Genomic DNA, 23,368 nt, shown 5'->3' on the forward strand with positions numbered 1-23,368 from the left:
CTCGGTTCCGTTAAAGTTGAGGCGCAGCCTCGGCGGGCCGCCCGCCGCTCGGCGTTTCACGCGGGGCCGATCAGGCCCGCGGGAGCATCATCACTCCGCCCAGACGCTGTCGATCGGGGTGCCCGTGGTCGGCGGCGGGGTCGGGGTGCCCGCCGGGGTGCGCGAGAAGCGCGGGGCGGGCGCGTGCTGCACCACGCCCTCGATCTCGATCAGGCCGGTGCGGGCCTGGATGTGCGGGTTCTGCTCGGCCTCGGTGAAGGTGAGCACCGGGGTGGTGCAGGCGTCGGTGTGCTCGAAGATCGCCCACCACTCGTCGCGGGTCTTGGTCTTGAACTTGTCGGTGAACAGCTTGCGCAGCTGGTCCTGGCCGTTCGGATCGATCTGATAGGGCAGGCCCTCGGGGTCGATCTCCAGGCCCTTCAGCAGTTCCGCGTAGAACTGCGGCTCGATACAGCCGACCGCCATGTACTTGCCGTCGGAGGTCTCGTAGGTGTCGTAGAAGGCCATGCCGGTGTCGAGCAGGTTGGTGCCCCGCTCGTCCGACCACAGGCCCATGCCCTTCATGCCCCAGATCATGTGCGAGAGCGCGAGCGAGCCGTCGATCATCGCGGAGTCGATGACCTGGCCCTTACCCGAGTTCTGCCGTTCCACCAGCGCGGCCAGGATGCCGAACACCAGGAACATCGAACCGCCGCCGAAGTCGCCCACCATGTTGAGCGGCGGCACCGGGCGCTCGCCCTTGCGGCCGATGGCGTTGAGCACGCCGGTCAGCGAGATGTAGTTGATGTCGTGCCCGGCGCGGTCGGCCATCGGGCCGTACTGACCCCAGCCGGTCATGCGGCCGTACACCAGGCGCGGATTGCGTTCGAGCGCGGCGTCCGGGCCCAGGCCCATGCGCTCGGTGACGCCGGGCCGGAAGCCCTCGATGAGCACGTCGGCCTTCTCGATGAGGCCGAGCACCTGCTCGATGTGCGCCGGATCCTTGAGGTTCGCCTCCACGATGGTCCGGCCGCGCCACTGCGGGCGCTCCATCTGGCCGGGCAGCTGGTTCGGGCGCTGCACCCGCACCACATCCGCGCCGAGGTCGGCCAGCAGCAGCGCCGCGTGCGGGCCCGGGCCGATACCGGCCAATTCGACTACGCGGACACCCGCGAGCGGGCCCTGCTTGGCGGTGGATGGTGTGCTCACGCCCTACCTCGGTTCATCGTCGATCCCTGTGCGAGCCGGCTCTGGCCGCACGTGTTGACAGTATGACAATAGCCGCGCGGGCTCCCGTGGTGAGTGCCGCCACAATTCGGCCCCGCGGCTATTCGCCCAGGTCGTCCGGTTACTTCGCCGACTTTGCCCGGACAGGGACGCCCGTGCTGGGCGACAATGCGGGTAACCACGAGCCTGGAGGACCGTAAGTTGAGCGCAATGGGTGAGGTGCTGGTCGGCCTCGCGATTCTGATCGGCCTGCTGGGGGTCATCGTGCCGATCCTGCCCGGGGTGATTCTCATCCTGGCCGCGATCCTGGTCTGGGCCGTCATGACCGGCGGGGCCACCGCCTGGACCGTATTCGCGGTCTGCACAACGTTTCTCGTCATCAGCGGCATCATCAAGTACACCTGGCCGGGTGCGAAGCTGCGCGAGGCCGGGGTGCCGAGCCGTTCGCTGATCCTGGGCGCGGTGCTCGGCATCATCGGTTTCTTCGTGGTGCCGGTGATCGGGCTGTTCCTGGGATTCGTTGTCGGCGTCTACGTTTCGGAGCTGCAGCGGCTGCGCGTGCAACAGCCGGCCTGGCAGTCGACGGTGCACGCGCTCAAGGGCGTCGGGCTCTCGATGCTGGTGGAGCTGTTCGGCGCGCTGCTCGCGGCGGGCATCTGGGTGGTCGCCGCCGTCGCGGTCTGACCGAGCCGGTCGGAAGCCGTCGGACCGATGCGGCCGCAGCTGTCCGGTCGAATCCGCCGGTGCGAGCGCCGAATTCGGTCAGCGCTCGATCCGGCGGAACGGAATCGTGTCCTGCGCCGGCGGTTTCGGCAGCTGGGAGCGATGCAGCCGCAGCGTCGGCGCGTCGGGTCCGTGCAGCGGCCGGGTCGGGGCCGGATCCTCGAGCGGCCGCGTCTTGACCGGCAGCCGGTAGAAGGCGCGCGCGTTGTCCTCGAGCACCCGGTGCAGATCGCCGCCGACGGTCTCGGCGATGAGGTCGATATCGGTGTTGCGGAACGGCCGCCCGGCCCGCGCGCCCGGCAGATCGGAGCCGAACATCAGCGCCTCGGGGCTGACCGCGTGGATCTTGCGCAGCGCCGAGGGCACGTCCATCGACACCCGCCCGAAGCCGGACGCTTTCACCTTGGCGCCACGATCGACCAGGTTCAGCAGATACGGCAGGCATTCGTCGGACATGCCCATGTGGTCGATCGACAGCCTGGGCAGTTTGGTGATGACCGGTTCCAGCGAGCCGAGCATGGAGCCGTCGATGTACAGCTCCACGTGCCAGCCGACCAGATCGAAGGCGCGCAGCGCGAGCATGGTGAGCCCGACGATGTCCCCGCCCGCGCGCTTGAGGTTGAACCGCAGCGCCCGCACCCCCGCGCGGTCCAGATCCACGATTTCCGCGTCGGTGGCGTCCACGTCGAGGTTGGTCACCCCGACCCAGCCCTCGCCCAGTTCGGCGAGGGCGGCCCGGAGATAGCTCTGATCGGTGCCCTGGAAGGACCCGCTGACCACCGCACCACCGTCGATGTCGTAGCGCGACATGCGCCGCCGATAGTCGGTGATGGTGTAGGGGTCGGGTAGGTAGCCTTCGTTCTCGATCAGCGGGAACCGCGGATCGATGATGTGGACATGGGCATCGAACACTTGATCAGCATGCCTCGAGAAGGTGACAAGTGCGTAAGACCTTGTCCACCTGGCGGATTCGGCCAGGTCAGGCGGTCAGGAAACTGCGTCCGGGAAGCGGTGGATCAGGAAACCTTGTCCGGCTCGCTGGCGCGCAGCATGTCCTCGCGCTCGACGACCTTCACGCGCTCGCGGCCCTCGGGCTCGCCCAGGGCGCGCTCGTGCGCGTCGAGGCGGTACCAGCCGGCCCAGGTGGTGAAGGGGATGCCCTTGCCCTCGAGGAACTCGGTGACCGCGTCCAGTTCCGGCTTGGGGGCCGGGACGAAGTTCGCGACATCGTCGAGCAGGCAGGCGATGGTCTCGTTGGCGTCGCCCTTGGTGTGGCCGATGAGGCCGACCGGGCCGCGCTTGATCCAGCCGGTGACGTAGGTCTGCGGCACGTAGCGCTCGGCGCCGTCGGCGTCCTCGTTGCCGAGCACGCGACCGGCCTCGTTGGGTACGGTGCCGGCCTGCTCGTCGAAGGGCAGCGAGGGGATGTTCTGCGACAGGTACCCGACGGCGCGGTAGATCGCGGTGACGTCGAAGTCCTTGAACTCGCCGGTGCCCTTGACGTTGCCGGTGCCGTCCAGGGCGGTGCGCTCGGTGCGCAGGCCCACGACCTTGCCGTCGGCGTCGCCCAGGATCTCGGCCGGGTTCTCGAAGAAGTGCAGGAAGAGCTTGTGCGGGCGGTTGCCGACGTCGCGGATGGCCCACTGCTCGAGGGTGTTGCAGATCATGTCGACCTGCTTGGAGTGGCGGCGAGCGGCTTCGGAACCCTCGTCGTAGTCGATGTCCTCGGGATCGACGATGACCTCGATGGTCGGGGAGTGGTCCAGCTCGCGCAGCTCGAGCGGGGTGAACTTGGCCTGCGCGGGACCGCGACGCCCGAAGACGTGCACCTCCACGGCCTTGTTCTCCTTGAGGCCGTCGTAGACGTTCGGCGGGATCTCGGTCGGCAGCAGTTCGTCGCCGGTCTTGGCGAGCACGCGCGCGACGTCGAGGGCGACGTTGCCGACGCCCAGGACCGCGACCTTCTCCGCGTGCAGCGGCCATTCGCGGGGCACGTCCGGGTGGCCGTCGTACCAGGAGACGAAGTCGGCCGCGCCGAAGCTGCCGTCCAGGTCGATGCCCGGGATCTCGAGCGCGCGGTCGGCGTTGGCGCCGGTGGAGAAGATGACCGCGTCGTAGAACGAGCGCAGGTCTTCCAGGGTGATGTCGACGCCGTAGTCGATGTTGCCGAGCAGGCGGACCTGCGGCTTGTCCAGGACCTTGTGCAGGGCGGTGATGATGCCCTTGATGCGCGGATGATCGGGCGCGACGCCGTAGCGGATCAGACCGAACGGCGCGGGCATGCGCTCGTACAGGTCGATGCTCACCCCGTCGAAACCGGCGGGGGTATCGGACTTCATCAGCGCGTCGGCGGCGTAGATTCCGGCCGGGCCCGCGCCCACGATCGCAATGCGAAGCGGGCGGGTCGCTGCATCGGTTCCCGCAAGCTGTTCGGTCATTCTTCGCGCACCCTTTGGTCGAAAACTATCTTGCCGTCAAGTCTCAGCCGTCGTTCTTAGCTTAGGCTAAGTTGACGCCCTGGCTTCGAGTGAACCACCCTACGGCCCCCGAAGCTGCAGCGTTGCTGCTCTGTACTGCCATTCCCGGCCTCGCGGGGGAATTGCGCCGATTCTATCGGTGGCGGCCGCCACTCCCCGCGCCGGTGCGGTGAACTGTGGGAATGCTCTCCCCGCGCGCGGGCCGGTGTCGCCGCCGGGACACCCGTCTCGACCAGGCATGATCAAGTCATGAGCGAGGACGAGGACCAGCCCGAACGCATCGATCAGCGCGAGTCCAGAACCATGCTGCCGTTCCTGATCGCCATCGGCATCACGGTTCTGGTGGTGATCGGCATCGTGGCGTCGGCGCTGCTGTCGCCGGCTGAGAAGAATGTCACAGACAAGGACCGGCTGGGCATCGCCGCCCGAAATTTCATCGAATCCCGCAGCGGCACCGACGTCCTCGATCCGTCGACCGCGTGCCCCGGCTTCGACGAACAGCGCTCCCCGATGCGTCCGGCCGAGGGCGAAAAGGCCGGAAAATCCACGATTGTGCGGGTGACCGACACCAATATCGAGGGTGAGCGCGCCACGGCCCAGGTGACCTGGCGCTCGGACGACCGCGATTCCACCTCGACCTGGACTTTCACCAAGAACGACGGCGCCTGGCTGGTGTGCAATTCCTGACCTGGATCATGGTTTGACAGTGAGGCCACATGTCGGTCAATCTCAACCCAGGTCATGAGTACCAGCGCCAAGCCCCGGCTGGCTGGTCGGCAACCCTCCTCCGCGGTGGGGTGCTCCGGGTGACGACCTGGCCGCGCATCGGGCAACGGTGCGGCAAGTGCGGATTCACAGGAGGTTCGAAGTGAGCTACGCGGGTGACATCACGCCGACGCAGGCGTGGGAACTGTTGCGCGACAACCCGGATGCGGTGCTGGTGGATGTGCGCACCGAAGCCGAATGGCGTTTCGTGGGCGTGCCCGACACCAGCGGCATCGGCCGCCCGACGGCGTTGATCGAATGGGTCGACACCAGCGGCGCGCGCAATGCCCGGTTCGTCGATCAGCTCCGCGAGGTGCTGGCCGATCGGGCCGCGGACTCGGACGCGCCGGTGATCTTCATCTGTCGCTCCGGGCAGCGCTCCATCGGGGCGGCCACCGCGGCGACCGCGCTCGGGCTGGCTCCTTCGTTCAATGTGCTCGAGGGTTTCGAGGGCGCGCTCGACGCGCAGGGACACCGCGGCGTCGAGGGCTGGCGCGCGGACGGACTTCCGTGGAGGCAGTCATGATCACCGGTGGCGCGTTCGACAAGCCGCTGCCCGAGGGCGTCGGCCCGGCCACGCTCAGTGTGCGCGGCGGGCTGCGGCGCTCGGGTTTCGAGGAGACCTCCGAGGCGCTGTACCTGTCCTCGGGCTTCGTCTACGAGAGCGCCGAGGCCGCCGAGGCGTCCTTCACCGGCGATATCGAGCACTTCGTGTACTCGCGCTACGGCAATCCCACGGTCGCCATGTTCGAGGACAGGCTGGCCCTGATCGACGGCGCCGAAGCGGCTTTCGCGACCGCCAGCGGCATGTCCGCGGTCTTCACCGCCCTGGCCGCGCTGCTGGGCAACGGTGACCGCCTGGTCGCCGCGCGCAGCCTGTTCGGCTCCTGCTTCGTCGTGGCCAACGAGATCCTGCCGCGCTGGGGCGTGGAGACCGTCTTCGTCGACGGCGAGGATCTGGACCAGTGGACCGAGGCGCTCTCGGTGCCGACCCAGGCCGTGTTCTTCGAGACCCCGTCCAACCCGATGCAGTCCCTGGTGGACGTGCGCGCGGTGGTGGATCTGGCGCACGCCGCGGGCGCGAAGGTGGTGCTGGACAACGTGTTCGCGACCCCGCTGCTGCAGCGCGGGTTCGAGCTCGGCGCGGACGTGCTGGTCTACTCCGGCACCAAGCACATCGACGGTCAGGGCCGGGTGCTCGGCGGCGCGATCCTGGGCTCGCACGAGTACATCGACGGCCCGGTGAAAAACCTTATGCGCCATACGGGTCCGGCGCTGAGCCCGTTCAACGCCTGGACGCTGCTCAAGGGTCTGGAGACCATGCCGCTGCGGGTGCGCCAGTCCAACGACTCGGCGCTGCGCATCGCGGAGTTCCTGGAACAGCATCCGGCGGTGGCCTGGGTGAAGTACCCGTTCCTGAAGTCGCATCCGCAGTACGACCTGGCGCAGGCGCAGATGTCCGGCGGCGGAACGGTGGTGACCTTCGAGCTGAAGGCGGCGCCGGAGGCGGCCAAGAAGCGTGCGTTCGAGGTGCTGAACGGGCTGCGGATCATCGACATCTCGAACAACCTCGGCGACGCCAAGACGCTGATCACGCATCCGGCGACCACCACGCACCGGGCCATGGGCCCGGAGGGACGCGCGGCCATCGGCATCACCGATGGCGTGGTGCGCATCTCGATCGGCCTGGAGGACGTCGAGGATCTGATCGCGGATCTGGATCGCGCGCTGGGCTGATCCGCCGGCGAAAGCCACGAGCCGATCCGCTCGAACAGTCGGGCCGAAGGGGCCGGAACCGTCAGGGTTCCGGCCCCTTCGCCGTTCCAGTGGGATGTTTCCGCAGGTTGCGGCGATTCACGCCTCAAGTATTGACAGCATACTGTCAAACATGACAGGATACTGTCATGACAAAGACAGTGCACCTGGCCGTTTACGACACCTTCGCCGATTGGGAGGTCGGGCACGTCACCGCGCATATCAACCGCACGCTGTGGCACCGCGAGCCCGGCGCCTGGCAGGTCCGCACCGTCGGGCTCACCGCCGATCCGGTGGTCTCGATGGGCGGGCTGCGCGTCACGCCCGACCTGACGCTGGCCGACCTGACCCCGGCGATGAGCGAAATGCTGATCCTGCCCGGTTCGGAGACCTGGGAGCGCGGCGATCTGGCCGCCTTCGGTCGCACGGCGCGCGAGTTCCTGGCGTCGGGGGTTCCGGTCGCGGCCATCTGCGGCGCGACCTGGGGCATGGCGGTCGAGGGGCTGCTCGACGAGCGCAAGCACACCAGCAACGCGGCGGAATACCTTGCCATGACCGAGTATTCGGGCGGCAAGGGCTTCGTCTACGAGCCCGCGGTCATCGACGCCGATCTCATCACCGCCAGCGGCATCACCCCGGTCGACTTCGCGCACGCCATCTTCGCGCGGCTCGACCTCTTCGAACCGCACGTGCTCGACGCCTGGCATCGGCTCTACGGCCACAATGATCCGGCCGGCTTCTTCGCGCTGGCCGACTACGAACAGAGCCGCGCGGCGGCCGCCACCACCTAGGGGAGACCCTCCGCACGACGGGAACAGCAATGACGAGCCCCGAACAGGAACTGTTCAGTACGGCGGCCATCACCTCGTTCAAGCTCAACGGCCAATTCCTCGCCATCGCAGAGGAATTGGCCGGGCCGGCCGGGCTCACCGCCGCCTGGTGGCAGGTGCTCGGCGCGGTGTTGCGCGAGCCGCTGCCGGTGGCCGGCATCGCGCGGGCGATGGGCATCACGCGCCAGAGCGTGCAGCGCATAGCGGATCTGCTGGTGGACAAGGGTTTCGCCGAGTATCGGCCGAATCCGTTGCACCGGCGCGCCAAACTCGTGGCCGCCACCGATGCCGGCCGGGAGGCGGTGCGCCGGATTCACCCGCAGCACGCGGACATCTCGGCGCGACTGGGCGCGCGGTTGGGTCCCGAGCGCTTCGCCGAGATCGTCGACGCGCTCACCACGCTCTCCGCGGCGTTGGACGCTCTCGAAGCCGAGCAGCCCCCCGCGCCGAGCTAGGCGCCGCCCGGCGGCCGACCCTCAGGCGTCGAAGGGCGCCTTGGTCTTACCGATCAGATCGGCGACCGAGTGCAGGATCGCGGTGGGCCGGTAGGGGTACTGCTCCACCGTCGAGTGGGTGGAGATGCCCGTGGTCACCAGGATCGTGCGCAGTCCGGCTTCCAGCCCGGAGATGATGTCGGTGTCCATCCGGTCGCCGATCATGAGCGTGGACTGCGAGTGCGCGTCGATGCGGCGCAGCGCCGAGCGCATCATCAGCGGATTGGGTTTGCCCACGTAGTACGGCTCTTTGCCGGTGGCCCGGGTGATCAGCGCGGCGACCGACCCGGTGGCGGGCAGGATGCCCTCCCGCGAGGGGCCGGTGGCGTCGGGGTTGGTGGCGATGAAGCGCGCGCCCGCCGATATCAGCCGGATGGCGGTGGTGATGGCCTCGAACGAGTACGTGCGGGTCTCGCCGAGCACCACGTAGTCCGGCTCGCTGTCGGTCAGCACGTAGCCGATCTCGTGCAGTGCGGTCGTGAGCCCGGATTCGCCCACGACATAGGCGGTTCCGTTGGGTCGCTGGTCGTTGAGGAAGGTCGCGGTCGCCAGCGCCGAGGTCCAGATGGACTCGATGGGGATCTCCAGGCCGGTGTGCCGGAGGCGGGCCTGCAGATCGCGGGCGGTGTAGATGGAGTTGTTGGTGAGCACCAGGAACGGAATCTCGTTGGCGCGCAACTCGGCCAGGAACTCGTCGGCGCCGGGCACCATGTGGTTCTCGTGCACCAGCACGCCGTCCATATCGGTGAGATAGGACAGGATCGGCTCTTCGGTGGAGGTCACGGACCCGAGTCTAATTTGCCCCCGCGTAGCTGCGCCCGTGCGCGGCCGGTTTTGTCTCGTTCTTCACTCTTGCCGCCGACCGTGCGATATTTCGGCAGCCCGCGGCGCGGGAGCGACGGCCGGACCTGTCGCCGACGGCGAATCGCCAGGTGCGGCAGCCGGAATACGGTCGCTGACCGCGCCGGTTGCAGCACTCGGGTGCGACCCCCGGCACACCGGGGCCCGGGGCGGAACTATCGTGCGAAGGTAAGCCGCCCGGCGCGACGACAACGTCGCGTCCTGGGCGGCCGGCAGCGGGAGGTTGGCCCGCACAACGAGCGCAACAAGGCGACAGGAGTGGCGCGGTGACAGACCTCAAACTCGGATACAAGGCGTCGGCGGAACAATTCGGCCCGCGGGAACTGGTGGAGATCGCGGTGGCGGCCGAGGAGCACGGCCTCGACAGCGCCACCGTCAGCGATCATTTCCAGCCCTGGCGGCACAACGGCGGGCACGCGCCCTTCTCCCTGGCCTGGATGGCCGCGGTGGGCGAGCGCACCAAGCGCATTCAGCTCGGCACCTCGGTGCTGACCCCGACCTTCCGCTACAACCCGGCGGTCATCGCGCAGGCGTTCGCGACCATGGGCTGCCTGTACCCCGAGCGGATCATGCTCGGGGTCGGCAGCGGCGAGGCGCTCAACGAGATCGCCACCGGGTATCAGGGCGAATGGCCGGAGTTCAAGGAGCGGTTCGCGCGCCTGCGCGAGTCGGTGGATCTCATGCGCGCGCTGTGGACGGGTGATCGCGTCGACTTCGACGGCGAGTACTACCGGACCGTCGGGGCGTCGATCTACGACGTGCCCAAGGGCGGCATCCCGGTCTACATCGCGGCGGGCGGCCCGCTGGTGGCCCGGTACGCGGGTCGCGCCGGCGACGGTTTCATCTGCACCTCGGGCAAGGGCATGGACCTGTACACCGAGAAGCTGATGCCCGCGGTGGCCGAGGGCGCGGCCAAGGCCGGGCGCACGGTCGAGGACATCGACCGGATGATCGAGATCAAGATCTCCTACGACACCGATCCCGCACTGGCGCTGGAGAATACGCGCTTCTGGGCCCCGCTCTCGCTGACCGCGGAGCAGAAGCACTCCATCACCGATCCCATCGAGATGGAGGCCGCTGCCGACGCGCTGCCGATCGAGCAGATCGCCAAGCGCTGGATCGTGGCCAGCGATCCGGACGAGGCCGTCGAGCTGATCAAGCCGTACCTGGACGCGGGCCTGAACCACCTGGTGTTCCACGCGCCGGGTCACGATCAGCGGCGATTCCTGGATCTGTTCCAGCGCGATCTGGCGCCGCGCCTGCGCGCGCTCTGATCGTTCGCGCGGCCGTTCGGGCTGTGGCACGCGACACCTGCGTGCCATAGTCGCCCGAATCGGGACTTAACGGTCGGTAGGCTCTGGATCATGGCTGCTGCACCGGTCTCCAGTGTGTACATCGCGTCGCCCGAGGGCGACACCGGCAAGTCGACGGTGGCGCTCGGCGTGCTGCAGGCGATGGCCGCCACCACACCCAGGGTCGGGGTGTTCCGGCCCATCACCCGCTCGGCCACCGAGCGCGACTACATCCTCGAACTGCTGCTCGAGCACTCCACCGCCGATGACGACTACGAGCAGTCCATCGGCGTCACCTACGAGCAGGTGCACGCCGACCCGGACGCGGCCATCAGCGAGATCGTCATGCGCTATCACGCCATGACCAAACAGTGCGACGCCGTGCTCATCCTGGGCAGCGACTACACCGACGTCGCCAGCCCCAGCGAACTGCGCTTCAACGCCCGCATCGCGGTGAACCTCGGCGCACCGGTGCTGCTGGTGGTGCGCGGGCTGGGCCGCACGCCGGCCGAACTGGCCCAGCTGGTGGAGCTGTGCCGCACCGAACTCGTTTCCGAGCACGCCAAATTGGTGGCCGTGGTGGCCAATCGCTGTGCGCCCGAGCAACTCGAGGCCGACACCGAGGCGCTGCGCAAGGCGTGCGCCGTGCCGTCCTGGACCCTGCCGGAGGTGCCGCTGCTGCAGGCCCCCACCATGGAGGAGCTGTGCGCGGCCATCGGCGGCGAGATCTACAGCGGCGACCCGGAACTGCTGCACCGCGAAGCCCTGGACGTGATCATCGGCGGCATGACCATCGAGCACATTCTGGAGCGGCTCAGCGAAGGCGTCGCGGTCATCACCCCCGGCGACCGTTCGGACGTGCTGCTGGCGATGGTGAACGCCCATGAGGCGGAAGGTTTCCCGTCGCTGGCGGGAATCATCATGAACGGCGGCATGAAGCCGCCGGAGTCGGTGGCCCGGCTGATGCGCGGCCTCAAGCCCAGACTGCCGATCCTGGCCACCGATCTGGGCACCTTCGAGACGGCCAAGGCCGCGGTGCACACCCGCGGGCGGGTCTCGCTGTCCAGCATCCGCAAGGTGGACACCGCGCTGGCGCTCATGGAGGAGCGGGTCGACGGCCGGGAACTGCTGCGGCAGATCGAGATTCCCATCCCCAACATCGTCACCCCGCAGATGTTCGAGTACCAGCTCATCGAGCGCGCGCGCAACGACCGCAAGCGCATCGTGCTGCCCGAGGGCGACGACGATCGCATCCTGCGGGCCGCCGGGCGGGTGCTCCAGCGCAAGATCGCCGATCTCACCATCCTGGGTGACGAGGCCGCCGTGCGCGGCCGGGCCGCGGAACTCGGCGTGGACATCGAGGCCGCCGAGGTGCTGGACCCGCGCACCTGCCCGCTGCGCGACGAGTTCGCCGAGGAATACGCGCGCCTGCGCGCCCACAAGGGCATGACGGTCGACCGCGCCCGCGAAACCATGGGCGACATCTCGTATTTCGGCACCATGATGGTGCACATGGGGGTCGCCGACGGCATGGTGTCCGGCGCGGCGCACACCACCGCGCACACCATCCGCCCCTCCTTCGAGATCATCAAGACCACGCCCGGCGTCTCCACGGTGTCGAGCGTGTTCCTGATGTGCCTGGCCGACCGGGTGCTGGCCTACGGCGACTGCGCCGTGGTGCCGGATCCGACCGCCGATCAGCTGGCCGACATCGCCATCTCCTCCGCGCGCACCGCCGCCCAGTTCGGCATCGATCCGCGGATCGCGATGCTGTCCTACTCGACCGGCGAATCCGGTTCGGGCGCCGATGTGGAGAAGGTGCGCGAGGGCACCAAGCTCGTGCAGCAGCGGGCCCCGGAACTGCTGGTGGAGGGCCCGATTCAGTACGACGCCGCGATCGAGCCGACCGTGGCGCGCACCAAGCTGCCCGATTCCGCGGTGGCCGGGCAGGCCACGGTCTTCATCTTCCCGGACCTCAACACCGGCAACAACACCTACAAGGCCGTGCAGCGCAGCGCGGGCGCGGTGGCGATCGGCCCGGTGCTGCAGGGTCTGCGCAAGCCGGTCAACGACCTCTCGCGCGGCGCGCTGGTCGCCGACATCGTCAATACCGTTGCGATCACCGCCATTCAGGCGCAGCAGGAATCCGCGTCGTAGGACCCGGCGGATAGCGCGGAAGAAACTCACGCGGGGAACGGTTGTGCGGGACATACGGGAAACAGTTGTGCGGGAGCCGGTCGAGAGGGAGTCGCTGTGAAGGTTCTGGTGATCAATTCCGGGTCCTCGTCCATCAAGTACCAACTGCTGGACGCGGCCTCGGCCGAGGTGATCGCCTCCGGCATGGTGCAGCGGATCGGTGAGCCGGTGGCCGAGGGGTCGCCGACGATCGAACACCGCAGCGACGGCCGGACTTTCGAGCACGACGGCGAAGTCCCGGATCACGCCGCCGGGCTGCGCCTGGTCTTCGGCCTGTTCGCCGAGAGCGGGCATGATCTGGCCGACGAGGGGCTGGGCGCGGTCGGGCACCGCGTGGTGCACGGCGGCGAGGTCTTCTACGAGCCGACGCTCGTCACGGACGACGTCGTCGCGGCCATCACCGAGCTGTCCGCCCTTGCCCCGCTGCACAATCCGGCCAACGTGGTCGGCATCGAGAGCGCGCGCGCCCTGCTGCCCGACGTCCCGCAGGTCGCGGTGTTCGACACGGCCTTCTTCCACGGTCTGCCCCCGGCGGCCAAGACCTACGCCATCGACGCGAAGGTCGCCGCCGCGCACGGGGTGCGGCGCTACGGTTTCCACGGCACCTCGCACGAATACGTCTCCGGCCGGGTCGCCGAGTTCCTGGGCCGGGAGCCCGGCGAGCTGAATCAGATTGTGCTGCACCTGGGTAACGGGGCCTCGGCCTCGGCGATCCGGGGCGGCCGGGCCGTGGACACCACCATGGGCCTGACCCCGCTGGAGGGTCTGGTCATGGGCACCCGCTCGGGTGATCTGGACCCCGGCATCATCTTTCACCTGATCCGCACCGCGGGCATGGACGTGGACGACGTGGACGCGCTGCTGAATCGGCAGTCCGGGCTCAAGGGCCTGTCCGGCGTCAACGACTTCCGGGAGCTGGGCGGCCTCATCGAATCCGGGGACGCCGCAGCGCGACTCGCGTTCGAGGTCTACATCCACCGGCTGCGCCGCTACATCGGCGCCTACCTGGTCGAGCTGGGCCGGGTGGACGCCATCACCTTCACCGCCGGGGTGGGGGAGAACGCCCCCGCGGTGCGCGCCGCCGCGCTGGCCGGTCTGGAGCGGTTCGGCATCGCGGTCGATCCCGAGCGCAATGCGGCGAAAGACCGCTCGGCCCGCTACATCTCGCCCGCGGGCGCGGAGACGGCCGTGCTCGTGGTGCCGACCAACGAAGAACTCGCCATCGCCCGGGCGGCCGCCGACCTGGTCGGATGAGTGTGGTGAACCCCCTTCACCAATTGCTCGCAATCGCTCTGGCACAGTAGGTCCCGGGCCGGCGTCAGCCGGTCCCCCGGATTCCGTGTAGCACCCCCGCGGCAGGGACCCGCCCTCGTCGGTCCCGCCGGACCCCGGCTGCCCCCGGGGTCCACCGCGGTGCGCCGTACGGGTATCCGGTCAACGAGCCGGTAATGGCGTGGGCAGGCGAACAGTGCCCGCGCCATTACCTGTTCGTCAGAACCAGGACTTCGCGCGCACCGCGTTGGCCAGATCCACCAGCGCGTAGCGGTGGCCGCGGCCGGGCGCCGACCGGGCCAGTCCGCGCAGGCCGATCTCGATGCCGCGCCGCAGTTCTCGTTCGCCGAACGGCGCGCCCAGCAGGGTGGCCTCCGCGGTGCGCGGCGTGCGGCCCGCCTGCAACCAGCCCAGCGCCGTGCCGAGCACGATGACGCGCAACTGCGCGGTGCGGCTCTCGCCCGTCGGCAGCGCTTTGACCCGGGCGGCGGCCACGTGCAGGGTGGACTCCTCGAGGTCGGCGACCGGCGCGCTGGTCAGCAGCATGTGCACGGCCGTCATGCGGGCCTCGAAGTAGTGCCGGGAGGCCGGGGGCACCTCGTCCAGGGCGCGCACCGCGCCGGCGACGTCATCGGCGGCGGCCAGCTGCCGCGCCAGGCCGAACGCCGCGCTGACCACCCCGCGATCGGTTCGCCAGACGGTGGCGTAGTAGTTCTCCGCGTAGGCCCGCCATTCCTCGGGATCGGGGGAATCCCAGTGCTGGAGAACGAGTTCCGCGGTGGCGGCGAGCGCGAGTTTGGGCGCGATCTCACCGGGCAGGGCCTGCAGGACGGCGTCGAAGTGCTCGAAGGCGCGTTCGTACTCCTGTTCCAGCAGTTCGGTCATGCCCAGGTACCAGTCCACCCGCCAGTCGCCGGGCTCCTGCGTTTCGGCCCCGAGCCGGTCCACCAGTACCCGGGCGGCCGCGGGCTCGTCCAGGTCGAGGTGGGCCCGGGCTTCGGCGAGGGTGACCTCCAGGTCGAAAGTGGCGGGCGCGCCGCCGGGTTCGGCCGCCGCGCGCTGGCGGGCGTGGCGGAGTTCGTCCAGGGCATGCCGGGGTTCGGGGTGCGCCGCACCGGCCAGCAGCGGCGCGGACGGGTCGGCCGGATCGATGATCGGGACGGGCAGCGCGGCCATCACCTCGCGCGGGCGCAGCAGGGTGTCGCGGTGGACGCCGTCGATGATGCCGTCGGTCTGGGCGATGACCTCCGCGGTGCCGAAGCTGGTACGCGGGGGGCTGAACAGCGTGGACAGCTGCGGGTGTTCGTTCCCGGTCTCCAGCGCCAGGATCTCGCGCAGCACCCCCATGAGCTGACTGCTCAGCAGCCGCGCGGTGCCGAAGCGCCGATCCGGGTCGGGATCGGTGGCGCGCAGCAGCAGCCGGTGGAAGAACTCGTGCCGGGCGAGCACCGGCTGGGACTCGGGCTCGGGAATGCCCTCGACGTAGGCGCCCTTCTCCATCGGCAGATCGAGGGTCAGCACCGCCAGGGTGCGGCCGACGGTGTAGATGTCCGAGGCCACGGTCGGTCCGGTGCGGGCGATCTCCGGGGCTTGGAAACCCCTGGTGCCGTACAGGTTTCCGTACGCCTCGAACTGCGCGACCGCGCCCAGGTCGATGAGTTCCACCCGGTCGCTGGTGATCATGACGTTGTCCGGTTTGAGGTCGTTGTAGGCCAGGCCCACCGAATGCAGGTAGTCCAGGGCCGGCAGGACTTCCAGCACGTAGGCGATGGCCTCGGCGATCGGCATGCGCTGCGGGCGCCTGTACTGGTCGAGCAAATCGCGCAGCGAATGCCCGCCGACGTATTCCATGACGATGTAGCCGACGGGGGAGCCGTCCGGTCCGGGGTGCTCCACGAAGTTGTGGATCTTGACGATGCTGGGGTGCGCCACCTCGGCCAGGAACTGCCGTTCGGCCAGCGCGACCGCCTGCGCCTCGGCGTCGCCGGAGTGCAGCAGGCCCTTGAGCACCACCCACCGGTCGCTCACGTTGCGGTCGATGGCCAGGTAGATCCAGCCCAGCCCGCCGTGCGCGATACAGCCCTGGATCTCGTACTGCCCGGCCACCCGATCGCCCGGGTACAGCGACGGCCGGAAATCGTAAGCGGCGCCGCAGGTGTCACAGGTGCCCGCGGTCTTCGCCGGCTGCCCGGCCATCGCCCGGCCCACGGGTTTCCCGCAGCGCCAGCAGAATCGGCGGCCCTGCGACACGACCGGATCGGCCAGCACCGCCTGCTCGGGCTCGACCGGCTCCACCGCCGGGATGGGCACCAGTCCCGCCCCCAGCCGCCGCACCAGCGGCCGCGGCCGCGCCAGCCGCGCGGTGCGCTGCGACGGCCGGGTAGGTGTCCGCGCCTCCCCCTCGGACCGCCCCCCGCTGTCCGGAGCCGTTCCCCGCCCGGTGTTCTCGCCGCCCCCGGAGTCCGCGCCCTCGCCCTCGGCGGGCCACCGGAATCCCGGCAGCCCGCCCCCGGGCGGAGCGTTCTCGGCGGCGGGGCCGGATACGTTCAGGTCCGGAAGCTCCGCCGCGCGCGTGGTGGCCCGGGTCGCCGGTCCACCGGCTGCGGGAGCGGCGTCGCCCGCCGCGGCCGCCCCACCCCGGTTCGGTACTGCCGCTTCGGTTTCGCCGTCCGCGAGTCGCTGTTCTGCCCCGGTGGCAGGACCGGCTGCGTCCCCGTCCGGCAGCTCAGCCCCGCGCGGGGTGGCCTGTGTTGCCGGGCCACCGGAGGCCGATGCGGAATCGTCCCGCGCGGTCACGTCTTGCTGGTTCGGCGGTGACACTGCCTCGGCCTCGTTGTCCATGGATCGCTGGGTCGCCCGGGTGGCCGGGCCAGGTGCGTGCGGCTCCTGTCGTTCCGCTGTGCCCGGGGTCGTCTCTCCCTTTGCGCCGCCGGAGGTCGGGGCGGAATCGTCTTGTGCAGAGCCGGTTTCGTGGTTGGGCGGTGTTACCGCGTCGGGTTCGCTGTCCGAGGATCGTTGGGTTGCCCGCGTGGCCGGGAGCGGTGCGTCGTGCCCGGGGCGTTGCGTTGTGCGCGGGGGCGCCTGTATCGCCGGCCCGGCGGAGGCGGGATCGGACACCGGCGTGCCACCGGTGTCCGGCGCCTCGTTCGTGCGCTCGGTGAATTGGGTTGCGGGACCGGGGTCCTCGGAGCGGTGGGTTTCGGGGGCGGCCGCGGTCTCGTGCTCGGCGGGGTCGGGGGTGTGGGGTTCGGTGCCGTTCATGCGTTGTCCCGGTAGCGGGGTGGCGGGGGGACCGCGGCGTCGCCGAGGGGGGACGCCAGCCAGCGTTCGTAGACGCGGTTCCAGGTGCCGTCGGAGCGAATGCGTTCCAGGGTCGCGTTGACGTGGCGGACCAGATCGTCCGCGCCCTTGGGCATGCCGATGCCGTACTGCTCGGTGCTCAGGTCGGGGCCGACCACGTGGGTGATCGGATCCTGGACCGCGAGCCCGGCCAGGAGCGTGTCGTCGGTGCTGATGGCGTCCACCTGGCGCTGCTGCAGCACGACCAGGCAGTCCGCCCAGCTGGGTACGGTCAGGATCGAGGCGGCGGGCTGTTCGCGCCGGATGCGGTCCAGCGACGTGGTGCCGCGCACGACGCACACCCGCTTGCCCGCCAGATCGCCGAGGCCGGAGATGCCGGAGGTCTTGGCGGTGAGCACGCGCTGGTGCGCCTGCAGGTACGAGGTGGAGAACGACACGTGCTCGGCGCGGTCGCAGGTGATGGTCATGGTCTTGACCACGACGTCGACGGTGCGCTCCTGCAGCGCGCGTTCGCGGTCGGCCGAGCCGAGGATGCGGTACTCGATGAGCTCGGGATCACCGAGCAGATCGCGGGCCAGTTCCCGGGCGATGTCGACGTCGAAGCCGTCCAGCGCGCCGGTCGTCGGATCGCGGAAGCTGAACAGATTGCTGCCCGGATCGAGCCCGACCAGCAGCCGGCCGCGGGCCCGGATGGCGCTGACGTTGGCGCCGTCCTTGGCGAAGGACGGGCGCAGGCTCGCGGTCGGGTCGGCGCAGGTCTCGTTGACCGGCGGCAGCGCCGAATGCGTCTGCGCGGCAATGGCGCCCGAGGGCAGCGGCGGCTCCACGTAGCTGGGCACGCGGGTGCTCTGCGGCGGGGGAGCGGAGTCCGATCCGCACCCGGCGACGAGCGTCACCGCGGCCGCCGCGGCCACCATGGTCGCCACCGTCCGCGGCTTGGGGGTGGCGGGAGGTCCGGCGAGCACGGGCGGGTGCGTGTCCGGCCCCGAGCCGGGAATCTCGTTCCGGGATAGTCGTCTTCGGCTCAGTCGGCTCATCGGTACTCCCGTAGTCGCGGCCACAGACCCGCCGCCACGAAGACGGCGGCCGCGGTGCTCAGCACCAGCGCGCCGGGGCCGAGCAGGTCCAGGGCGCGGGCTGCCTGGGAGGTGTTGTCCCGCAGCGTGTCCCGGGCATCACCGATTCCGTCGGCCAGGGCCCGGTCCAGCGCGTCCACCTGGGCCGCCGCGTCGTTCGTGCCCGGTCCGGTGGCCACCGCGCCCGCCCCGATGAAATCGCCCTTGGACAGGGCCTCGTTCATGCGCTGGTGTGCGGCGCGCCAGCGACCCAGGGCGTCGTTCGCGGTCCGCACCTGCGCCGCGCCGGGCCGGTCGTCGGCGTAGCCGGACAGAATCGAGCTCAACCGGGTGATGGCGGCGTCGTAGGTGCGGTCGTATTCGGTGCCCGCGTCGCGGCGCACCAGTTTCAGGGTCTCGGCGGTGCGCGCCTGCTGGGCCAGGATGCGGCTCTGGGTGAGCGCCGCGGTCGGCACACTGCCGTCGTCGCGCGAATGCGTGGTCGCCACCGCGGAGAACACGCCCGCGACGACCGTCCAGGACAGCAGCGCGACCATGGTCGTCGTGGCCAGCAGCAATCCGGGGTTGAGCACCCGGCGCCAGTGCCGGAACAGGAACCACTGCGCGGCCAGCAGGGCGGCGACCACCAGCAGCGGCAGCACGATGGCCGGCCAGGGCGGGCGCACGTGACTGCGCTGGGTGGAGGTGATGGCGGCGGCGCGATGCGCCTGCAGTTCGGCGGCCATCGGCAGCAGCGTCGCCTGCATGAGATTGGACGCCTCGCTCAGGTACGCCGCGCCGACGGGCAGCTCACTGCGATTGTTGGCGCGCGCGGTCTCGACGAGCCCGCTGTACACCGGCAGCCCGGTCGCGATCCCGGTGCGCAGGTACGAATCCGCGTCGTCCCCACTGCGATTGGACTGCGTCACCAATTCCGCGGCCGCCTCGCCCAGGGCCTGGTTGTAGCGGTCGCGCACCGGTTTGGGTTCGAGCCCGCCGGAGATGAAGGCGGTGCCGGCCGAGGCGTCGGCGACCGAGAGCGAGGTGTAGAGCCGCTGCGCGGAATTCGCGTCTATTTCGGATTCGTCGAGCAGCACGTCCAGTGCGTGTTGCCGGTCGGTCACCGCGGTCGCGGTGACCGCGCCCGCCGCCACGCACAAACCGAGCAGCAGCAACCCGACGGCGAGCAGTTTGGCGGGCGAGGACCGGACGAAGAACCGCAACTCGGTGGCGGCGAATCGTTTCCGTACGGCGGCGGCCGCGGCGCGCGGGGACAGCTCGTCGAGCCGTAGCTGCTCGGTGCGAGCCATGCTCACCTCCCACTGACCGAATTCGTACGAACGACTACTTGCTGTCGGATGAGCTTATTGTGGATGTACCCGTGCCGTGACGCGGGAAGACCCGGCGGCGTGCGCGACGGGGACCGACGATGGGATTTGACGTATGCGTGGTGACGGCGACGGTTGGTCGAAGAGCCCCGATGGCACCCGCCACTGGGGTCGTTTCGGCGCCGCTGGACTGTTGCTGCGCGCCCCGCTCGCCGACGGCGGATCGGCGGTGCTGTTGCAGCATCGCGCGGCGTGGAGTCATCAGGGCGGCACCTGGGCGCTGCCCGGCGGAGCTCGGGACAGTCACGAGACCAGTGTGCACGCCGCGGTCCGTGAGGCCGAGGAGGAAGCGGGCATCACCGCGGGCGCGATCCGGGTGCGCGGGTCCCGGGTGACCTCGACCGCCCCCAGCGGCTGGACCTATACGACGGTCGTCGCCGACAGCGCGCAGCGATTGAAGCTGCGCGGCAATATCGAGAGTCGCGAACTGGCGTGGATCCCGGAGGACCAGGTCGAGGCGCGCCTGCTGCACCCGGGGTTCGCGGCCGCGTGGCCGGCGCTGCGGGCGATCCCGACCCAGGTGAGCCTGGACGGGGTGGACGATCCCGGCGCGGTGGCCGCGGCCCTGCCCCGGACCCTGGACCTGGCCGACGGCGGTTTCCTGTGGTTGCTGCCCGGCGGCAACGGGCACGGTGGCGACGGTGCGGCGCGCACCGCCCGGATCGGGGCCGCCGAGCCCGCGTCCGGCCCGGCGGCCGCAGCCGATCTGGCCGGAAATGTGTTGTTCCTCACTCTCGCGCAGGTGTTGTCTTGAGGGCGTGAGCACGCGCGAGGTTCCTACCTACTGCCGGATCTGCGAGCCGCTCTGCGGCCTGATCGCCACCGTCGAGGACGGAAAGCTGGTGCGGCTGCGCGCGGACAAGGAGCACCCGCTCTCGCGCGGCAACGCCTGTCCCAAGGGGATCGCGTTCACCGAGGTGCAGAACGATCCGGATCGGGTGCGATATCCCCTGCGCCGCACCGAGAACGGCTTCGAACGGGTGAGCTGGGACGCGGCCCTGGAGGACATCGGCGGTCGGCTGCGCGCCGTCATCGGCGAGCACGGGCGTGAAAGCCTCGGTTGGTATTTCGGCAATCCGTCCTCGTTCTCCTACTCGCATACGCTGTGGCTGGTCGGCTTTCAGTTGGCCGCCGGGCTGCGGCACGTGTATTCGGCGGGCTCCCAGGACATCAACAACCGCTTCGTCGCGAGCCATCTGCTTTACGGCTCGCTCACCACGGTGCCGGTGCCGGATCTGGATCGCACCGACTTCCTGCTCATGCTCGGCGCGAATCCGCTCGTCTCGCACGGCTCCGCCATGAGCGCTCCGCGCATCCGGGACCGGCTCACCGCCATCACCAAACGCGGTGGGCGCGTGGTGGTCGTGGATCCGCGCCGGACCGAGACCGCCCGGCTCTTCGAACACGTCGGGGTGCGCCCGGACAGCGATGCCTGGCTGCTGGCGGCCCTGCTGCAGGTCATCTTCGCGGAGGGCCTGGCGGACGAGCGCGCGCTGCGGAAACAGGCCGCCCAGGTCGCCGAACTGCGGGATGCGGTGGCCCGCTTCACCCCCGAATCGACCGCCGCGATCACCGGCCTGGACCCGGATCGGGTGCGGACGCTGGCCCGGGACCTGGCCGGGGCCACCACCGCCGCCGTCTACGGGCGCACCGGCACCTGCCTGGGACGGCACGCGACCCTGGTGGCCTTCCTCATCGACGCGCTGGCGCTGGTCACCGGCAATCTCGACGTGCCAGGCGGTTCGGTGTTCGGCCGCGAGCTGGTGGCGGTGTCCGAGCTCAACGCCCGGCTCGGACTGATCAGGTACGGCAAATCGCGGTCGCGGATCGGCGATTTCCCGGATGTGCTCGGCACCTTCCCCGCCGCCATCATGGCCAAGGAGATCACCACGCCGGGGCCGGGGCAGCTGCGGGCGCTGTTCACCTCCGCGGGCAATCCGGTGTCCTCGCTGCCCAACGGCCGCGAATTGGCCGACGCCCTACCGCATCTCGACCTCTTCGTATCGATCGACCTGTACGTCAACGAGACCAATCGCACCGCCGATTACATCCTGCCCGCGACGACCTTCCTGGAACGCGACGACATTCCGCTGCCCTTCACCGCCCTCGCGCCGACGCCGTACACGCAGTACACCGAGCGGGTGCTGGAACCGGACGGCGAGGCCCGCGAGGAATGGCGCATCATCGACGACATAGCCACCCGAATCGGGGTGCAGCCCTTCGTCATCGGGCCCGAGGCCACCGGCCGCCTGTGGAGTGCGCTGCGGCGTCGGCTGCCGGGCGGCGCTTCGGCCCGCCCGACGCCGCGGCTGCTGGTGGATCTGGCCCTGCGCGTCGGGCCCTACGGCGATCGATTCGGCCTGCGCCGCAACGGGTTGAGCCTGAAGATGCTGCGCCGTCATCCGCACGGGGTGGTGCTGGCCGACCACATCACCACCGGCGTGCTCGGGCACGTGGTCCGGCACCGGGATCGGCGGGTGCATCTCGCGCCGCCGGAGATTCGCGCCGAGCTGACCGAGCTCACCCCGGAGCCGGTCGATCCGGCCTTTCCGCTGCGCGTGATCGGCCTGCGCGAGATCAAGTCGCACAACTCCTGGATGCACAACGTGGAACCGCTCATGCGCGGTGATCGCGAGCACGCGGCCCGGGTGAACCCCAAAGACGCGGCGGTGGCCGGGATTTCCGACGGCGACCGCTGCCGGGTCACCTCGCCGCACGGCTCGATCGAGCTCGTCGCCCGCTGTACCGAGGACATGACCGAGGGCACGGTGGCCATCCCGCACGGCTGGGGTCACCGCGGAGGCTGGCAGCGCGCCAATGCCGCGGGCGGCGCGAACGTGAACGACCTGATGTCCAGCGCCCTCCCGGATGTCGAACGCCTGGCCGGGATGTCGCACCTGAACGGCGTCCCGATCCGCCTGGACTCGGTGCCCTGACCGGCGATCGCCCGGAGCGCTGTCGAGTGCACTGACGCGACGGGAGCGGTCGTTGGCGTCCGTTGTCAGCTCGGAGTCGTGTGCCGTCCTGGTCTCGGGCGCTCAGTAGCCGGTGTTGTCCAGGACGCGCTGCTTCAGGGCGCGGGCGGCGGCCTCGGGGTCGCGGGCGTGAGTGATCGCGCGTACCACCACTATTCGGGTCGCACCGGCGTTCAGGACCTCGGGCAGGCGTTCGTCGTCGATGCCGCCGATGGCGAACCACGGGCGTCTCGTGTGGGAATCGGCCGTCGAGCGCACCAGATCTATGCCGGCGGCCTGGCGGCCGGGTTTGGTCGGGGTGGCGAAGACCGGGCCGGTGCAGAAGTAGTCGATGTGCTCGTCGATCGCGGCCAGTCCGGCCTGCGCGCGATTGTGCGTGGAGCGGCCGATGACCACGTCCGGGCCCAGGATGCGGCGGGCGTACCAGGGCGGTAGGTCGCCCTGGCCCAGGTGCAGGACGTCGGCGCCCGCGGCGAGGGCGATGTCGGCGCGGTCGTTGACGGCGACCAGCGCCCCGTGTCTGCGGGCGGCGGCCTTCAGTTCGGCCAGGGCCCCGAGTTCGGCCTTGGCCTCGAGCGAGCCGAACTGTTGCTCGCCCGGCGAACCCTTGTCCCGGAGCTGAATGATGTCGACGCCGCCTGCGAGCGCGGCTTCGGCGAAGGCGGCCAGGTCACCGTGCTCCCGACGGGCGTCGGTGCACAGGTACAGCCGGGCCGCGGCCAGGCGTTCCCGCGGCGATGCGGGCCTGTTCGGGTGGGAGGGTTGCACGGGCTCGACGC

The 23,368-nt window shown here is 70.0% G+C and carries 19 protein-coding genes and 1 riboswitch; of the genes, 11 read left to right on the forward strand and 8 right to left on the reverse strand.

Going from position 1 to position 23,368, the window contains the following annotated elements; all coding sequences use genetic code 11:
* Nucleotides 1-90: 90 nt before the first annotated feature.
* Nucleotides 91-1,188 (reverse strand): CaiB/BaiF CoA-transferase family protein, encoded by a 1,098-nt coding sequence (locus ABZ319_RS28335; RefSeq protein WP_354989545.1) that lies wholly within the window; start codon nt 1,186-1,188, stop codon nt 91-93.
* A gap of 219 nt (nt 1,189-1,407) precedes the next feature.
* Here ABZ319_RS28335 and ABZ319_RS28340 point away from each other — a divergent pair, with 219 nt between their 5' ends.
* The gene (locus ABZ319_RS28340; protein WP_354989546.1) at nt 1,408-1,890 is read left to right on the forward strand and encodes a DUF456 domain-containing protein; all 483 of its coding nucleotides are present in this window, start codon (nt 1,408-1,410) and stop codon (nt 1,888-1,890) included.
* Nucleotides 1,891-1,968: 78 nt separating this feature from the next.
* Here ABZ319_RS28340 and ABZ319_RS28345 read toward each other — a convergent pair whose 3' ends face one another.
* The gene (locus ABZ319_RS28345; RefSeq protein ID WP_354989547.1) at nt 1,969-2,841 is read right to left on the reverse strand and encodes an amidohydrolase family protein; all 873 of its coding nucleotides are present in this window, start codon (nt 2,839-2,841) and stop codon (nt 1,969-1,971) included.
* 104 nt (nt 2,842-2,945) lie between these two features.
* A complete protein-coding gene (locus ABZ319_RS28350; RefSeq protein WP_354989548.1) occupies nt 2,946-4,367 on the reverse strand; it encodes an FAD-dependent oxidoreductase in 1,422 nt (473 codons plus the stop codon).
* 288 nt (nt 4,368-4,655) lie between these two features.
* Here ABZ319_RS28350 and ABZ319_RS28355 point away from each other — a divergent pair, with 288 nt between their 5' ends.
* The 5 genes from ABZ319_RS28355 (at nt 4,656) to ABZ319_RS28375 (ending at nt 8,211) form a co-directional block, all read left to right on the forward strand.
* A complete protein-coding gene (locus tag ABZ319_RS28355; RefSeq protein WP_354989549.1) occupies nt 4,656-5,093 on the forward strand; it encodes a hypothetical protein in 438 nt (145 codons plus the stop codon).
* A gap of 50 nt (nt 5,094-5,143) precedes the next feature.
* Nucleotides 5,144-5,259, forward strand: a riboswitch (SAM riboswitch).
* Nucleotides 5,260-5,274: 15 nt separating this feature from the next.
* Nucleotides 5,275-5,697 (forward strand): rhodanese-like domain-containing protein, encoded by a 423-nt coding sequence (locus tag ABZ319_RS28360; RefSeq protein WP_354989550.1) that lies wholly within the window; start codon nt 5,275-5,277, stop codon nt 5,695-5,697.
* Complete coding sequence (locus ABZ319_RS28365) at nt 5,694-6,908, forward strand: O-succinylhomoserine sulfhydrylase (RefSeq protein ID WP_354989551.1); 1,215 nt, start codon at nt 5,694-5,696, stop codon at nt 6,906-6,908. The genes ABZ319_RS28360 and ABZ319_RS28365 overlap by 4 nt, the downstream gene beginning before the upstream one ends.
* A 167-nt stretch (nt 6,909-7,075) precedes the next feature.
* A complete protein-coding gene (locus tag ABZ319_RS28370; protein WP_354989552.1) occupies nt 7,076-7,717 on the forward strand; it encodes a DJ-1/PfpI family protein in 642 nt (213 codons plus the stop codon).
* A 29-nt stretch (nt 7,718-7,746) separates the two neighbouring features.
* Entirely contained in the window at nt 7,747-8,211 is a 465-nt protein-coding gene (locus tag ABZ319_RS28375) for a MarR family winged helix-turn-helix transcriptional regulator (protein WP_354989553.1), read from the forward strand.
* A gap of 21 nt (nt 8,212-8,232) precedes the next feature.
* Here ABZ319_RS28375 and ABZ319_RS28380 read toward each other — a convergent pair whose 3' ends face one another.
* Nucleotides 8,233-9,033 (reverse strand): HAD-IIA family hydrolase, encoded by an 801-nt coding sequence (locus ABZ319_RS28380; RefSeq protein WP_354989554.1) that lies wholly within the window; start codon nt 9,031-9,033, stop codon nt 8,233-8,235.
* Between the two features lie 344 nt (nt 9,034-9,377).
* Here ABZ319_RS28380 and fgd point away from each other — a divergent pair, with 344 nt between their 5' ends.
* The 3 genes from fgd (at nt 9,378) to ABZ319_RS28395 (ending at nt 13,853) form a co-directional block, all read left to right on the forward strand.
* Nucleotides 9,378-10,385: a glucose-6-phosphate dehydrogenase (coenzyme-F420) gene (gene fgd, locus ABZ319_RS28385; RefSeq protein ID WP_354989555.1), complete on the forward strand. Its 1,008-nt coding sequence runs from the start codon at nt 9,378-9,380 to the stop codon at nt 10,383-10,385.
* Nucleotides 10,386-10,475: 90 nt separating this feature from the next.
* On the forward strand, nt 10,476-12,560 hold the full coding sequence (gene pta, locus ABZ319_RS28390; protein WP_354989556.1) for a phosphate acetyltransferase: 2,085 nt from the start codon (nt 10,476-10,478) through the stop codon (nt 12,558-12,560).
* Between the two features lie 96 nt (nt 12,561-12,656).
* A complete protein-coding gene (locus tag ABZ319_RS28395; RefSeq protein WP_354989557.1) occupies nt 12,657-13,853 on the forward strand; it encodes an acetate kinase in 1,197 nt (398 codons plus the stop codon).
* Nucleotides 13,854-14,090: 237 nt separating this feature from the next.
* Here the strand turns inward: ABZ319_RS28395 and ABZ319_RS28400 are convergent, their stop codons facing one another.
* The 3 genes from ABZ319_RS28400 to ABZ319_RS28410 all read right to left on the reverse strand — a co-directional run bounded on the left by ABZ319_RS28400 (nt 14,091) and on the right by ABZ319_RS28410 (nt 19,536).
* Nucleotides 14,091-16,712, reverse strand: a complete 2,622-nt coding sequence (locus ABZ319_RS28400; RefSeq protein WP_354989575.1) for a tetratricopeptide repeat protein — start codon at nt 16,710-16,712, stop codon at nt 14,091-14,093.
* Nucleotides 16,713-17,128: 416 nt separating this feature from the next.
* The gene (locus ABZ319_RS28405) at nt 17,129-18,088 is read right to left on the reverse strand and encodes a glutamate ABC transporter substrate-binding protein (RefSeq protein WP_354989576.1); all 960 of its coding nucleotides are present in this window, start codon (nt 18,086-18,088) and stop codon (nt 17,129-17,131) included.
* Between the two features lie 116 nt (nt 18,089-18,204).
* Nucleotides 18,205-19,536, reverse strand: coding sequence for a hypothetical protein (locus ABZ319_RS28410; RefSeq protein WP_354989558.1), 1,332 nt, complete (start codon nt 19,534-19,536; stop codon nt 18,205-18,207).
* Between the two features lie 133 nt (nt 19,537-19,669).
* Here ABZ319_RS28410 and ABZ319_RS28415 point away from each other — a divergent pair, with 133 nt between their 5' ends.
* Together ABZ319_RS28415 and ABZ319_RS28420 are read left to right on the forward strand one after the other, a co-directional pair.
* Nucleotides 19,670-20,368: an NUDIX domain-containing protein gene (locus tag ABZ319_RS28415; protein ID WP_354989559.1), complete on the forward strand. Its 699-nt coding sequence runs from the start codon at nt 19,670-19,672 to the stop codon at nt 20,366-20,368.
* A 4-nt stretch (nt 20,369-20,372) separates the two neighbouring features.
* On the forward strand, nt 20,373-22,550 hold the full coding sequence (locus tag ABZ319_RS28420; RefSeq protein WP_354989560.1) for a molybdopterin-dependent oxidoreductase: 2,178 nt from the start codon (nt 20,373-20,375) through the stop codon (nt 22,548-22,550).
* A gap of 102 nt (nt 22,551-22,652) precedes the next feature.
* Here the strand turns inward: ABZ319_RS28420 and thiE are convergent, their stop codons facing one another.
* Complete coding sequence (thiE, locus tag ABZ319_RS28425; RefSeq protein ID WP_354989561.1) at nt 22,653-23,357, reverse strand: thiamine phosphate synthase; 705 nt, start codon at nt 23,355-23,357, stop codon at nt 22,653-22,655.
* Nucleotides 23,358-23,368 lie beyond the last annotated feature (11 nt).

The organism is Nocardia sp. NPDC005978, assembly GCF_040614455.1.
In the GTDB taxonomy this organism is placed as follows: domain Bacteria; phylum Actinomycetota; class Actinomycetes; order Mycobacteriales; family Mycobacteriaceae; genus Nocardia.

Excerpts from the sequence above, each read along its gene's own strand:
- ABZ319_RS28350 (WP_354989548.1), bottom strand. The coding sequence starts at position 4,367 with ATGACCGAACAGCTTGCGGGAACCGATGCAGCGACCCGCCCGCTTCGC.
- ABZ319_RS28355 (WP_354989549.1), top strand. The coding sequence starts at position 4,656 with ATGAGCGAGGACGAGGACCAGCCCGAACGCATCGATCAGCGCGAGTCC.
- ABZ319_RS28365 (WP_354989551.1), top strand. The coding sequence starts at position 5,694 with ATGATCACCGGTGGCGCGTTCGACAAGCCGCTGCCCGAGGGCGTCGGC.
- ABZ319_RS28370 (WP_354989552.1), top strand. The coding sequence starts at position 7,076 with ATGACAAAGACAGTGCACCTGGCCGTTTACGACACCTTCGCCGATTGG.
- ABZ319_RS28375 (WP_354989553.1), top strand. The coding sequence starts at position 7,747 with ATGACGAGCCCCGAACAGGAACTGTTCAGTACGGCGGCCATCACCTCG.
- pta (WP_354989556.1), top strand. The coding sequence starts at position 10,476 with ATGGCTGCTGCACCGGTCTCCAGTGTGTACATCGCGTCGCCCGAGGGC.
- ABZ319_RS28400 (WP_354989575.1), bottom strand. The coding sequence starts at position 16,712 with ATGGACAACGAGGCCGAGGCAGTGTCACCGCCGAACCAGCAAGACGTG.
- ABZ319_RS28405 (WP_354989576.1), bottom strand. The coding sequence starts at position 18,088 with ATGGTGGCCGCGGCGGCCGCGGTGACGCTCGTCGCCGGGTGCGGATCG.
- ABZ319_RS28410 (WP_354989558.1), bottom strand. The coding sequence starts at position 19,536 with ATGGCTCGCACCGAGCAGCTACGGCTCGACGAGCTGTCCCCGCGCGCC.
- ABZ319_RS28415 (WP_354989559.1), top strand. The coding sequence starts at position 19,670 with ATGCGTGGTGACGGCGACGGTTGGTCGAAGAGCCCCGATGGCACCCGC.